At 71.0% G+C, this 12,783-nt stretch carries 15 protein-coding genes and 1 tRNA gene; 9 read left to right on the forward strand and 7 right to left on the reverse strand.

The genetic code is table 11. The features are described 5' to 3' along the window. Nucleotides 1–18: 18 nt before the first annotated feature. Nucleotides 19–279, forward strand: a complete 261-nt coding sequence (locus tag EDF23_RS10765) for a thioredoxin family protein (RefSeq protein WP_131878457.1) — start codon at nt 19–21, stop codon at nt 277–279. Here EDF23_RS10765 and EDF23_RS10770 read toward each other — a convergent pair. Genes EDF23_RS10770 through EDF23_RS10780 form a run of 3 tightly spaced genes read right to left on the reverse strand, consistent with a single transcriptional unit; the run spans nt 223 to nt 3,496 of the window. Further along, the gene (locus tag EDF23_RS10770; protein WP_131921642.1) at nt 223–1,791 is read right to left on the reverse strand and encodes a DUF6716 putative glycosyltransferase; all 1,569 of its coding nucleotides are present in this window, start codon (nt 1,789–1,791) and stop codon (nt 223–225) included. The genes EDF23_RS10765 and EDF23_RS10770 overlap by 57 nt on opposite strands. Next, nucleotides 1,788–2,660, reverse strand: a complete 873-nt coding sequence (locus EDF23_RS10775; protein ID WP_123294011.1) for an N-acetylneuraminate synthase family protein — start codon at nt 2,658–2,660, stop codon at nt 1,788–1,790. The genes EDF23_RS10770 and EDF23_RS10775 overlap by 4 nt, the downstream gene beginning before the upstream one ends. After that, on the reverse strand, nt 2,657–3,496 hold the full coding sequence (locus EDF23_RS10780; RefSeq protein ID WP_131921643.1) for an acylneuraminate cytidylyltransferase family protein: 840 nt from the start codon (nt 3,494–3,496) through the stop codon (nt 2,657–2,659). Before EDF23_RS10780 ends, EDF23_RS10775 begins: the two co-directional genes overlap by 4 nt. A gap of 112 nt (nt 3,497–3,608) precedes the next feature. Here EDF23_RS10780 and EDF23_RS10785 point away from each other — a divergent pair. Next, nucleotides 3,609–3,681: transfer RNA gene (locus EDF23_RS10785), tRNA-Arg, on the forward strand. Between the two features lie 89 nt (nt 3,682–3,770). On the opposite strand, the gene EDF23_RS10790 is transcribed toward EDF23_RS10785, so the two are convergent. Both EDF23_RS10790 and EDF23_RS10795 read right to left on the reverse strand, forming a co-directional pair. Then, nucleotides 3,771–5,063 carry a hypothetical protein gene (locus tag EDF23_RS10790; RefSeq protein ID WP_131921644.1) on the reverse strand — a complete coding sequence of 431 codons (1,293 nt, stop codon included), beginning with the start codon at nt 5,061–5,063 and terminating at the stop codon, nt 3,771–3,773. Between the two features lie 89 nt (nt 5,064–5,152). Continuing rightward, nucleotides 5,153–5,419, reverse strand: coding sequence for a hypothetical protein (locus tag EDF23_RS10795; RefSeq protein WP_111086795.1), 267 nt, complete (start codon nt 5,417–5,419; stop codon nt 5,153–5,155). 158 nt (nt 5,420–5,577) lie between these two features. Here EDF23_RS10795 and msrA point away from each other — a divergent pair, with 158 nt between their 5' ends. From msrA to EDF23_RS10810, 3 genes are all read left to right on the forward strand, one after another. After that, nucleotides 5,578–6,105 (forward strand): peptide-methionine (S)-S-oxide reductase MsrA, encoded by a 528-nt coding sequence (gene msrA / locus EDF23_RS10800; RefSeq protein ID WP_123294007.1) that lies wholly within the window; start codon nt 5,578–5,580, stop codon nt 6,103–6,105. A gap of 37 nt (nt 6,106–6,142) precedes the next feature. Continuing rightward, the gene (locus EDF23_RS10805; protein WP_111086793.1) at nt 6,143–6,346 is read left to right on the forward strand and encodes a methyltransferase; all 204 of its coding nucleotides are present in this window, start codon (nt 6,143–6,145) and stop codon (nt 6,344–6,346) included. 123 nt (nt 6,347–6,469) lie between these two features. Continuing rightward, nucleotides 6,470–7,147 carry a single-stranded DNA-binding protein gene (locus EDF23_RS10810; protein WP_131921645.1) on the forward strand — a complete coding sequence of 226 codons (678 nt, stop codon included), beginning with the start codon at nt 6,470–6,472 and terminating at the stop codon, nt 7,145–7,147. A 23-nt stretch (nt 7,148–7,170) separates the two neighbouring features. On the opposite strand, the gene EDF23_RS10815 is transcribed toward EDF23_RS10810, so the two are convergent. Then, nucleotides 7,171–7,896: a hypothetical protein gene (locus EDF23_RS10815; protein WP_131921646.1), complete on the reverse strand. Its 726-nt coding sequence runs from the start codon at nt 7,894–7,896 to the stop codon at nt 7,171–7,173. A gap of 190 nt (nt 7,897–8,086) precedes the next feature. Between EDF23_RS10815 and ettA the strand changes: the two genes are divergently transcribed. Then, nucleotides 8,087–9,772 (forward strand): energy-dependent translational throttle protein EttA, encoded by a 1,686-nt coding sequence (gene ettA / locus EDF23_RS10820; RefSeq protein ID WP_111086790.1) that lies wholly within the window; start codon nt 8,087–8,089, stop codon nt 9,770–9,772. A 32-nt stretch (nt 9,773–9,804) separates the two neighbouring features. Beyond that, on the forward strand, nt 9,805–10,260 hold the full coding sequence (locus tag EDF23_RS10825) for a thioesterase family protein (protein WP_131921647.1): 456 nt from the start codon (nt 9,805–9,807) through the stop codon (nt 10,258–10,260). Here the strand turns inward: EDF23_RS10825 and EDF23_RS10830 are convergent. Next, entirely contained in the window at nt 10,247–11,110 is an 864-nt protein-coding gene (locus tag EDF23_RS10830; RefSeq protein ID WP_131921648.1) for an acyl-CoA thioesterase II, read from the reverse strand. The two genes, EDF23_RS10825 and EDF23_RS10830, sit on opposite strands and share 14 nt — an antisense overlap. Nucleotides 11,111–11,157: 47 nt before the next feature. On the opposite strand from EDF23_RS10830, the gene EDF23_RS10835 reads away from it, so the two are divergent. Together EDF23_RS10835 and EDF23_RS10840 are read left to right on the forward strand one after the other, a co-directional pair. After that, nucleotides 11,158–11,859, forward strand: coding sequence for a hypothetical protein (locus EDF23_RS10835; RefSeq protein WP_131878469.1), 702 nt, complete (start codon nt 11,158–11,160; stop codon nt 11,857–11,859). 37 nt (nt 11,860–11,896) lie between these two features. Then, nucleotides 11,897–12,739: an NAD-dependent epimerase/dehydratase family protein gene (locus EDF23_RS10840; protein WP_123938882.1), complete on the forward strand. Its 843-nt coding sequence runs from the start codon at nt 11,897–11,899 to the stop codon at nt 12,737–12,739. The last annotated feature ends 44 nt before the right edge of the window (nt 12,740–12,783 follow it).

The raw sequence follows: 12,783 nt of genomic DNA on the forward strand, positions 1-12,783 counted from the left end.
GCCGCGTTGCACGGTCACATGCAGCTCGACCTCTGGACGTCCGCCTTCTGTGCGCCGTGCGCCGCCGCCCGCCGGGTGTCGGCCGAGGCGTCGGCGCTCGTCCCCGGGCTCGCCATGACCGAACGCGACGTGGCGTCGTACCCCGATGACGCAGAGGACCTCGGCATCCGTTCCACGCCCACGATCATCGTGCGGCGGGAGGACGGGGCCGAGGTCTTCCGTTCACCCGGGGTCCCTACCCGCGACCAGCTCCTGCTGGCGATCGCCAAGGCCCTCTGACCCGGCTGCGCCCGCCGCGCTGCCGGCGGCCGCCACGCGCTCGCCGCCCGCGCCGCCCGCCGCGCGCTGCGACGTCGGCGCCGCGACCACGACCGGCTCCGGCGGGTCGACCAGCGCCCTGGCCTTCCGCGCCAGCCGCTTCGTCGTCCGGATCGGCGCCCCGATCAGGAGCGCGAGCCAGCCCAGCGCTGAGCGATCCGCTCCGCCCAGGGCGTTCTTCCGCTCCCAGGCCCGGCGCAGCACCCCGCCTCGGCTGCGGCGTGCGGGTTCCCGGTCGACGAGCGTCCCGGCGTCCCGCCGCGCCATGAGCTCGGTGAGCCGGCGCTGCCAGTCGTCGTCCGAGGCCGGGTGGAAGTAGTTGTCCTGCATCCAGCTCGGTCGGACCGTGCCGAACCGGCCGTCCACCAGGTCGACCGAGTCGCCCTCGAGGCCGCTCGACACGAACACCTCGTTGATGAGGTGGCGGCCGATGCCGAAGTCCGTCAGCGTCAGCGCCGGCACACCACGTGCGGCCGCTTCGAGTACCGCCGTCGAGCTGATCGTCACGAGGGCCACCGCACGGTCGAGGTGTTCGGCCATCGGCCCGCTCTCGACCACGAGGTTCGCCGGTGCGTCGGCCGGCACGAGGTCTGGGTAGGGGTGTTCCTCGCGGTGTGTCTGGTGTTCGCCGGCGGCCGCGCGGGTCTTGATCACGACGCGCCACTCCGGGTGCTGCCGTGCGGTCGCGACGAGCCACTCCACGACGAGGGCCCGGTCGACGCGCTCCAGCGGGACGCTCGGCTGGGCAGCGAAGACGACGGCGTCGCGGACGGGCTCATCGGGCGCGCCGGTGCTGGCGCTGGCGGGCGCGCCCGTGCTGGCGCTCGCAGTCGCGCCCGTGCTGGCGCTGGCGCTCGCGCTCCGGGCGAAGGGCAGGGTGGCGAGCGCGAAGTGCGGCTCGACACCGCCCTCGATCGCCATCTCCTCGTACGCCCGCACCTCGCGGTGGCTGTGCAGCACGAACAGGTCGGCCCGCGCACGGAAGAAGATGCCCTTCCACTTCGCCGGGAACGAGATGCCCGGCAGGCCGGACACCAGCACCGGCCGGTCCGGGATCCGGCGGTGCACCTCGTCGATGACGAGTTCGGCGACCGGGCCGATCAGGGACACGAGGACGGCGTCGGGCGGATCGACGCGGAGCTCCTCGACGACGGCATCGACGTCCTTCGGCGACGGCGGAGCCGTCCGCAGGTGCGCGAGTCGTGCGTCGAGCCCGCGGAACGCCGAGCGCAGCTGCTTCGCGCTGGCCGAACGCGGCGTCGCGACGGTCCGCAGGTCGAGGTCCCAGCCGGCCGGTGCCGCCGCGAGCAGGTGGGCGCCCCACTTGGCGAACGAGTCGGTGTCGACCAGGGCGACCACACGTCGGCCGCGGGGTGACGGGCCGGACGGGAGGCGCGCCTCCCGTCCGACGGTCGACGCACCCCCGTCAGCCGGCACGTCCAGGGCGCCGGTCTCGTCGACCGGGCCGCTCACGCGCCGACGCGGCGCAGCTTGGCGAGCGGCGCCCGCTCGCCGGGGAAGATCCGCTTCACCCCGTCACCGAGCGCGGTCTCGATGATCCGGATGTCCCGCGCCAGGGTCTTCAGGCCGTGCGGCTCGAGCGAGGCCGCGTGGTCCGAGCCCCACATCGTGCGGTCGAGCGTGATGTGCCGTTCGACCGCGGTGGCGCCGAGGGCGACGGCGGCGATCGAGATCTGCAGGCCCGGCTCGTGGCCGGAGTACCCGACGGGCACGCCCGAGTAGCGGTGCGCGAGGGTGTCGATCATGCGCAGGTTCGCTTCCTCGGCGGGGAGCGGGTACGTCGACGTGGCGTGCATGAGCACGAGGCGGTCGGTTCCGAGGGCGTCGACGGCGGCGTCGATCTGCTCGAGCGTCGACATGCCCGTCGACAGGATGACGGGCTTGCCGGTCGCGGCGACGGCCGCGAGCATCCCGAGGTCGGTCACCGACGCCGAGGCGATCTTGTACGCGACGACGTTGAGGTCCTCGAGGAAGTCCACCGACGGCTCGTCCCAGGGCGAGGCGAACCAGTCCAGGCCGCGCAGCGTCGCGTGGTCGCCGATCTCGATGTACTGGTCGCGGTCGAACTCGACGCGGTAGCGGTACTCCAGGTAGGTCATCTCGCCCCACGGGGTGCTGCGGGGCGTGTTCTTCATGTGCTCCGGGGTGGAGATCGCCGGAGTCCGCTTCTGGAACTTCACGGCCTGCAGCCCGGCGTCGGCGGCGACGTCGATGAGCTGCTTCGCGATGTCGACGTCACCGTTGTGGTTGAGGCCGATCTCGCCGATGAGGTACGCGGGGTGGCCCGCGCCGATCGTGGACGTGCCGATGGTGACGGTCATGGTGCTCCGTTCAGTGCGGGGGCTGCCCGCGTCGGGGATGGGTCGTGGTCCGGGATCTGGGGAGCGACGGCGTCGGCTGTGGCGTCGGCCGTGGATTCGGCCGCGGATTCGGCCGTGGCGTCGGCCGTGGCGTCGGCCGTGGCTTCGGCTGCGATTTCGGCCGTGGCGTCGGCCGCGATCAGGTCGGTCTCGTCGTCGATGTCGATCGCGCCGGCGGGGTCGACGGCGATGAGCTCGACGCGGCCGTGGAAGCGGTGCCGGTGCTGCCGGAAGCCGTCGGTCCGCATGACGTACGAGGCGCCGGTCTCGCGGTACTCGGCCGCGCGGTCCTGGCGACGCGGACGGGTGGCCGCGTCGTGGTTCACGGCGACGGCGGAACCGTCGTCGGCGATGCGCCACAGGAACGCGTGCGACGGCGCTGCGGCGAACACGACGTCGGCGTGCCCCTCCGCGACGCGCCGGATCGCCGTGTCGAGATCGTCCGGGTCGATGAACGGCGAGGTCGCCTGCAGGAACACCAGGATCTCGGGCAGCGCATCGCCGGCGGACTCGAGTTCGTCGAGCACGTGGAGCAGCGCGGACTCCGATGACGCCTGGTCGCCCGCGAGGTCGGCCGGCCGTCGGACCACGTCGGCACCGGCGGCGCGGGCCTCGGCGGCGATGGCGTCACCGTCGGTCGTGACGACTACAGCGTCGATCAGTGCTGCGCTGCGTGCCGACTCCACGGCCCGACGGACGAGCGATCGACCTCCGACCGTCCGGAGGTTCTTGCCCGGGATGCCCTTCGAGCCGGCGCGTGCGGGGACGACGGCGAGGACGGTGGCAGAGGAGTGCATCTCCCGGACGGTACGAAGCGCGGGTGTCCCGGAGGCGAACTGCGGGCAGACGACGGCCGAACCGTTCCGGAACCGCTCGAGCGGCGGGTCCCGGTTAGAATCGACGTCGCTCGCCTCCGTAGCTCAGTGGATAGAGCAGGTGGTTTCTACCCACCGTGCCGCGGGTTCGATTCCTGCCGGGGGCACGACGCGAACGGGCCGCCATCCGATCGGATGGCGGCCCGTTGCTCGTTCGTGGGGGTGTCGGACGCTGCGTGCTGCGTGTCCGCGCCCGCTACTCGTCGTCGTCCGCGGCGCGGCGGCGGAGTTCGGAGGCGCTGATCGGCTGAGTGTGCGTCGCCTCGGACGTCTCGTCCGCGTCCGTGGGCTCTGCCGGCGCCTGGGTGATGCGGGTCGGGATCGACGTCGTGTTCGTCGTGCCCGGGGTCTCGACCCTCGGAGCAGGAGCGGACGCCGGGGTCGTCGGTGCGCCCGGGGTCGTCGGGACGTCGTTGGCGGGCGTCCGGTTGACGTGAGCGTCGGCGGAGGTGGGCGCCGGTGTCGCGACGGTGGACGGTGCGGGACGGTCGGTGCCGCGGGCCGGGGTCACCCGGTCGGTGTCACCGAAGGCCTTGGTGACGGCGTCGTCGTCCACCACCTCGGTGTCGTCGGTGCCGCGGCTCGGGGTGGAGCGTGCGGGTGACGTGGGGGTTCCGAGTGCCGGGCGCACGGGCGGTGCGGCGTCGTCACCGTAGACGCGGGTGGTGTTCTCGCCGTACGAGCGGGTGGCGTTGGCGTCCGACCCACCGCGGTTCACCGAGAACCCGGGTCCTGCGGCGGGAGCGGACGCCGACCCGGCTGCGGCAGCGGGGGCGCCACCGGCGGGGGCCGACCCGGCGTTGGCCGGGGCCGACGGCGCGGAGGCGGGCGTGCCTCCTGGACGCTGTGCCGGACGCAGGGACGTCGTCGTCGGCGTCGGGCGCTCGACGGGAGCGGCCTGAGCGGGCGCTGCCGGGGTCTGCGGTCGGGCGGCGCCGTTCTGGTCGGCGTTCCAGTCCTGCTGGCGCTTGATCAGGTCGGCGTCCGGGTCGGGGGACTCGAACTTCCAGCGCTCGAGGTCGGCCTTGAAGAGCTTGCGAGCGCGGCCCGGACGGGCCTGCCACTCGAGCAGGCGGTCGCGGAACTCGGCGAGCGACTGGTCGGCCTGGAAGCTGAAGGTCGACGAGTTCTTCTTGATGTCGGCGATCTCGTGCTGTGCCCAGCTGGCGGCGAGGGGCGCACCCTGAACGGGGAGCAACCGGAGCCGGATGTCGGCGTCCTCTGCCAGGTGGTCGGCGTAGCCGCGTTCGTCGTGCCCGAGCGAGCCCCAGGCAGCGGCCTTGCGCGCCGCGGAGATGATCGCCGCGACGGCGGCGTTCTTCGACTCGCGCTCCTGCAGGGCGACGACCCGCTTGGTCGCACCCCGTCCGATGAGTGCCGCGATGACGCCGGCGACGACGATGGCGACGAAGGGGATCACGGCACCCGAGATCACCCGCCACCCGTCGTCGGACGAAGTCCAGTCGGTCAGGTCGTTCCACCAGTCCATGCGCGCACCATACTCACGAAACGGTCAGGCCCCGGGGAGGACGAACGGCGTTCCGCGCATCCGACCCGAGATGATTCCAATCTGGAACATCATGACCAACGAAGGCAGTCCACGGCGTCGTCGGCGGACCACACGTTCGGCAGCTCGACGAACCGACGCTCGGTGGCGACGTAGCGACGGGCGCGGTAGGCGGTGTCACCGGCGACGTCGATGCGGTCGACGTAGCCGACGATCTCGCCGTTGGCTCGGGTCACGCGGCTCAGGTCATCGCGGACGTCGAGGATGCGGTAGTCGCCGCGCGACCGGGAGAGCGGGACGGTGCGGATCCGCAGTGCGGGTTCGGTCGTGGTCTGCATCGTGGCCTCCTGGTCGGTGTGGTCTCGACGCTACGGGCCACCACCGACACGCCGGGGCTCTGTCGACGCATCGTGGACGGCGGGACGAGCGGTGCGTGCTGTGGAGGGGGTGTCCCCTGTCCAACCCCGCACGGATGTCGGGGAGGTAGGTTGTGGCCATGACCACATTCGTGCTCGCAGGTGGGTGTTTCTGGTGTCTCGATGCCGTGTACCGCACGCTCCAGGGCGTGCAGGACGTGGAGTCCGGCTACATCGGCGGTCGGGTGGAGAACCCGTCGTACGAGTTGGTGTGCACGGGCTCGACCGGTCACGCCGAGGCCGTCGCGGTCACCTTCGACGAGACGGTGATCCCGGCCGAGGTCATCCTCGACGTCTTCTTCACGCTGCACGACCCGCGGCAGCTGAACCGGCAGGGCGCTGACGTCGGCACGCAGTACCGCTCGGCGATGTTCCCGGCGGACGACGCGCAGCGCGCGCTCTTCGAGCAGGCGATCCAGCGCGCATCCGACATCTGGGACGGCGGGATCGTCACCACGATCGAGCCGCTCACGACGTTCTACGCGGCGGAGGAGTACCACCAGGACTTCTTCGCGAAGAACCCCGGTCAGGGCTACTGCCTCGCAGTGGCGCTGCCGAAGGTGAACAAGGTCCGCAAGGCCTACAGTCAGTACATCCTGGCGTCCTGATCCTCGGGCGTCGGGGCCACGAGGAGGTGGTCGAACGATGACGAACAACACCGGGACCTGGGTCGCGATCGGTCCGGCGGGTGCGGTGGGCAGCATCCACCGTGCCGCGGACGGCTTCCAGGTCGAGCTCTACGGACGAGGGCGCACCGGCGGGCTCTACCCGTCGCTCGAGTCGGCGAAGGGCGCGGTCCACGCCGCGCTCGGCCCGCTCGCGGCGCGGCCCGAGTTCCGAGCGCACTAGCGGTCCAGTGCCGGACAGGAGGCCCGGGGGACTCGTCCTCCACAGGTCGCCTGATCGGGTCCACTCGCCACAGATCGAGCCCGGGGCTGCTTCCGCAGCCCCGGGCTCGATGACGATCGACGCATGAACGACATCATCACCGTCTGCGGAATCGTCGCCACGGAACCCCGTCACCTCGTCACCGAGACCGGCATCGCCATCACGAGCCTCCGACTCGCCTCACCGTCACGTCGATGGGACCGGGCCAGCGCGGCCTGGGTCAACGGTGCGACCAACTGGTACACCGTCACCGCGTTCCGCTCCCTCGCGTCGAACGTGTTCAAGTCCCTGAAGAAGGGCGACCGTATCGTCGTCTCCGGCCGCGTCCGGATCCGCACCTGGGAGCGCGACGGCCGCGGTGGAACGTCGGTCGAGATCGACGCCGACGGCATCGGGCACGACCTGGCGTGGGGCATCAGCAACTGGGTCCGGGTGCCGCGGCAGGTGAACGACACGACGTCGGGGCACGGCGGGGTGCGGGGCGTCGATCCCCGGACCGGCGAGGTGCACGGCGGCGGGCTGGGCGCCGCTCCTGCGCTCGACGGTCAGGCGCACGAGCACGAGTCCGACCCCGGGGCCGGAGCCGGCCACGAAGACGGTGACGCACCCGGGAGCGACCACGGGACCGGGGCCGGGATCGACGACGCCCTCGACGAAGCCGACCCGGTCGGGCCGTCGGAGCGCATGCTCGAACAGGACGGTGCCGCGTTCGACCCCGAGTCGCCGGACGACGACGGACCCCTCGCCCGGGTCGCCGCGTGAGTCCGGTCAGACCCGCCGGACGGTCACCACTTCTGCGCGATCATCGCGATGCCGGACACCTGCTCGGTGTCCCAGTTCCCACCGCGCGGCAGCCCGGCGACCCGGCCGTCGATCTTGAAGGTCGCACCCTGGATCCGCGGCTTGTTCGTCTGCGTCGCCTTCAGCCCGCGGAACGAGAAGCTCGTGTCCCACGTGCCGTTCAAGCCGGTCTGGCCCTTCCGGTCGCCGACGGTGATGCGCGTGTTCTGCACGGTCGAGTGCACGACGTCGCCGTTCAGTCGGGCGTTCGCCTCGGCGTTGAAGAACAGCCGGCCGTCGAGGTTGAGCTTGAGGGTGCCGATCGTCCTGTGGTTCACGATCATCGTCGCGACGTCGTTCTTGTACCAGCGCATCCCGATCGGCGTGAGCTTGTTCGTCGCCGGACCGAGGTAGCCGTAGGTGAACTTGCCGTTCTGCACGCGCTCCCAGATGTAGCGCGGCTTTCCCTTGCTCTCGGGGGACCCCTTGTCCGACTGGATGCCGAACGAGTAGGCGTTGTTGTGGGCGTCGTGGACGTTGATGTACGACGAGTAGCCCGTGCCGGACCCGTTGGCGCTGATGCTCGCCGTGTAGAGCAGGTACGGGTTCCCCTTCGGGACGGCACCGGCGGCCGATGCCGGCGCGGCCGGTGCGACGAGGGCGACGGTGAGCGCGATCGCTCCGACGAAGGGGAGCGCGAGTCGGCGCAGTCGTGTGGCGTGCCTGGTCATGGTTGTCATCCCGTCCGTGATCCTGGATCGGTCCGCGTCGTGGTGAGCGACGGTCCCCGAGGTGGTTGGCGAGGACAACCTACGTCGTCGCCAGGGATCCCGACAGACCCCCGTCCCGCCGGGTGCGCGAAGCGGCGATCCCGTTCCGGGCGCGCGACGCACCGACGGGGTCACTACACTTGGGGCCGATATGGCTGAGTACATCTACCAGATGGTCCGCGCCCGCAAGGCGGTCGGCGACAAGCTGATCCTCGACGACGTCACGATGTCGTTCCTCCCCGGCGCCAAGATCGGCGTCGTGGGACCGAACGGTGCGGGCAAGTCGACGATCCTGAAGATCATGGCCGGTCTCGACCAGCCGTCGAACGGCGAGGCGAAGCTCACGCCGGGCTTCACCGTCGGCATCCTCATGCAGGAGCCGGAGCTCGACGAGACGAAGACCGTCCTCGAGAACGTCCAGGAAGGCGTCGGCGAGATCCACGCGAAGCTCGCCCGCTTCAACGAGATCTCCGCGCTGATGGCCGAGCCCGACGCCGACTTCGACGCGCTCCTCGCCGAGATGGGCACGCTGCAGGAAGAGATCGACGCCGCCGACGCGTGGGACCTCGACTCGCAGCTCGAGCAGGCCATGGCCGCGCTCCAGTGCCCCCCGGGGGACGAGCTCGTCACGCACCTGTCCGGCGGTGAGAAGCGTCGCGTCGCGCTCTGCAAGCTCCTGCTCCAGAAGCCCGACCTGCTCCTGCTCGACGAGCCCACCAACCACCTGGACGCCGAGAGCGTGCAGTGGCTCGAGCAGCACCTGCAGCAGTACCACGGTGCCGTCCTCGCCGTGACCCACGACCGTTACTTCCTGGACCACGTCGCCCAGTGGATCGCCGAGGTCGACCGTGGTCGCCTCTACCCGTACGAGGGCAACTACTCGACGTACCTCGAGAAGAAGCGTGCGCGCCTCGAGGTGCAGGGCAAGAAGGACGCGAAGCTCGCGAAGCGCCTGTCCTCCGAGCTCGACTGGGTCCGCAGCAACACCAAGGGTCGTCAGGCGAAGTCGAAGGCCCGTCTCGCTCGGTACGAAGAGATGGTCACCGAGGCCGAGCGCACCCGCAAGCTCGACTTCGAGGAGATCGTGATCCCCGTGGGCCCGCGTCTGGGCTCGCAGGTCATCGACGCCGAGAAGCTGCACAAGCAGTTCGGTGAGCGCGTCATCATCGGTGACCTGTCGTTCACGCTGCCCCGCAACGGCATCGTCGGCGTCATCGGCCCGAACGGTGTCGGCAAGACGACGCTGTTCAAGACGATCGTCGGGCTCGAACCCCTCGACGGCGGCACGCTCAAGATCGGCGACACCGTCGACATCTCGTACGTCGACCAGAGCCGTGGCGGCATCGACCCGAACAAGAACCTGTGGGAGGTCGTGTCCGACGGGCTCGACTACATCCAGGTCGGCAAGACCGAGATCCCGTCCCGCGCCTACGTCTCGCAGTTCGGGTTCAAGGGTCCGGACCAGCAAAAGCGTGCCGGCATCCTGTCCGGTGGTGAGCGCAACCGTCTGAACCTCGCGCTGACGCTCAAGCAGGGCGGCAACCTGCTGCTCCTCGACGAGCCGACGAACGACCTGGACGTCGAGACCCTCGGCAGCCTCGAGAACGCCCTGCTCGAGTACCCCGGTTGCGCCGTGGTCATCACCCACGACCGGTGGTTCCTCGACCGCATCGCGACCCACATCCTGGCGTGGGAAGGCCTCAACGAGGACGGCACGCCGAACTGGTACTGGTTCGAGGGCAACTTCGAGGCGTACGAGGAGAACAAGATCGAGCGCCTCGGTGCCGATGCCGCGAAGCCCGGGCGCGCGACGTACCGCAAGCTCACCCGCGACTGACCCGCGTGGCGAGACTGCACGCTCCCATCCGCATGCGGTGGAGCGACATCGACGCCTACGGCCACGTCAACAACTCCGCGATGCTGCGCCTGCTCGAAGAGGCGCGCATCGTGGGGTTCTGGGGTCCGGACGAGGGTGAGCTGTCGGCGGACGGCAGCCTGCCCGAGCCGATCATCGACGGTCGGCCGGGCTCCGGCACGATGACGGTGATCGCCGGACAGCGCCTCGAGTACCTCGCGTCGATCCCGTACCTGCGCCAGCCGCTCGACATCCAGATGTGGATCGGACGGCTCGGTGGGGCGAGCGTCGACGTGTCGTACGAGGTCTGGTCGCCGGTCGGGCAGCAGCCGGCCGAGCTCTACACCCGGGCAACGACCGCGCTCGTCATGGTGGACGCCACCACGAACCGTCCTCGGCGGCTGACCGCGGCCGAGCGTGCGGCGTGCGAGCAGTACCTCGAGGCCCCGGTGGAGTTCAGCCGCCCGTAGGGACCCGCATCATGCCCTCCTGCGCCACGGTCGCCAGCAGGCATCCGTCGCGGGAGAACATCCGGCCGAACGCGAGCCCCCGGCCGCCCTGCGCGCTGGGGGACTCCTGCGTGTACAGGATCCACTCGTCGGCCCGACCGTCGCGGTGCCACCACATCGCGTGGTCGAGGCTGGCGCTCTTCACGCCGGGCGTGCCCCAGGCGACGCCGTGCCGCCGCATGATCGGTTCGAGGATCGACAGGTCGCTGGCGTACCCGAGGACCGCACGGTGCAGCGCCGGGTCGTCCGGCAGGTCGCCCTGCACACGGAACCAGACCGCCTGGTGCGGCACGTGCTCGCCCTGCACGTCGACGAACACCGGTCCCTCGACGTGCCGCAGGTCGATCGAGCGCTCGGCCCAGGCCTTGGCGACGGGGTGGTCGATGGTGGACAGGATCGACGCGGCGGACGGCAGCGACTCCGGTGACGGCGTGTCCACCGGGTACGGGTCCTGGTGCTCGACCCCGGTGTCCGGCACCTGGAACGACGCGATCATCGAGAAGATCGGCACGCCCCGCTGGTAGGCCTGCACGCGCCGCGTCGCGAAGGACCGGCCGTCGTGGATGCGTTCGACGCCGAAGGTGATCGGCACGTCGATGTCGCCGGGGCGCAGGAAGTACCCGTGCATCGAGTGGATGTCACGCCCCTCGATGGTGGCCTGCGCAGCGACGATGCACTGGGCGAGCACCTGGCCGCCGAACACCCGCCCGCCGGGAGACCAGTGGTTCGCGCCGGTGAGGATCGTCTCACCCGTGCTCGCACCGGTGTCCTCGAGTCGGAGGGTCCGCAGGAAGTCGGGTTCGCCGTTCACGTGGTGCAGTCTACGAACACAGGGTGCGCCGGTAGGATCGGTTCGACATGGGCACCTCGTTCACGCTTCCCGACGCCGCCTCCCTCGGGGACCTCCGCACGTACCTCGGACGTGCCGCTCGGATCGAGGACGGTTCGGTCCGGTTCATCGCCGACTCCGGTGTCCTCGCGGTCTACACGGCGATCCTGTACCCCCTCGGACTCCTCGACGAGCTGCCGACGGTGCTCGGCCTCCGCACGTTCTCGCTCACTGAGCCCGCGACGATCGACGCCGTGGTGCCGCTGCAGTCCCTGCTCGAGCGGCTCCGGCTCCTCGCCGAGGAACAGGACGCCGAGCACGCCGACGGCGCCGACCCGACGCGGGCCACCCCGATCGAGGTCGAGCTCCCGCACGAGGTCCACACCGTGACGTGGGCGGCGATCTCCCCGCCCCGTGGCGGATGGGTGCCGCTGCCCGACGTCTCGCCGGAGCTGCTGCGCCGCGCCACCCGTGACGGCATCGCCGAGGTCGCCGACGCCGTCCCGACCAACGCGGGTGAGGCGATCATCCGCAAGGTGCGATCCGAGGTCTGGGGCCGTCCGGTGCCGGGCATCGAGCACCTGCCCGCTGGTGCAGGCTTCGCGGGGGAGAGCCTCGGCTTCCTCGGGCACGACCCGGTCCGCCTGTTCGAGACCGGTCCGTGGAGCCGTCTCACGACGTCGCGCGGGCACGTGCTCGTCAAACGCCGCGCCTGGACCCTGAACCTGTAGCGAACGTCACGTCCTGGCCAGGTGGTTGGCTGGCCGCATGCACGTCTTGCTCACCGGTGCGTCCGGGTACATCGGCTCTTCCGTCCTCCGCGCCCTCGTCGCCCACGGGCACGAGGTGACCGCCATCGTCCGCTCCGACGAGAAGGCGCAGCACGTGCGTGACGCCGGTGGGCACGCCCTCGGCGGGGACGTCACCGACACCGAGGTCGTCGAACGACTGGTGCACGAGACCGACGGCGTCGTCCACACGGCGTCCGCGCCCGACGTCGACCCGGACTTCACCGCGACGGTCCTGCGCGCGTCCGCCGGCACACCGAAGCCGTTCGTGCACACCGGCGGCATCTTCACCTTCGGCAACTCGACGGACATCTCCGAGCAGTCGCCGATCGATCCGCCCGAGCTGACGTCGTGGCGCACGGCGAACGAGGCTGCCGTGCGGGCGAGCGACGTGCGGACCACGATCGTCGCCCCGGGCATCGTGTACGGGCGGGGTGCCGGCATCCCTGCGATGTTCGTCAGCGACGGCACCCAGCCGGTCACGCTGGTCGGTGACGGCTCGCAGCGCTGGACCACGGTGCACGTCGACGACCTCGGCGAGCTCTACGTCCTCGCGCTGGAGCGTGCCGAGCAGGACGGGTACATCGTCGCCGCGACCGGGGACAACCCGACGGTGCGCGAACTCGCCGAAGCAGGGGCGCACGGCGCACCGGTCGTGGCCGAGAGCGTCGATGCTTCGCGCGAGCGACTCGGCGGGGCCTTCGCCGACGCGCTGCTCCTGCACCAGGAGGCGTCCGGAGCCCACGCCCGCTCCGCCTTCGGCTGGAACCCGACGCACCCGTCCCTGGTCCAGGACCTCGCCACCGGCTCGTACGCGCGCTGAGGACGACGAACGGCCCTCGACGACGGCGTCAGCGCCGTCGAGGT

Source organism: Curtobacterium sp. PhB128, from assembly GCF_004340725.1.
Lineage (GTDB): Bacteria > Actinomycetota > Actinomycetes > Actinomycetales > Microbacteriaceae > Curtobacterium.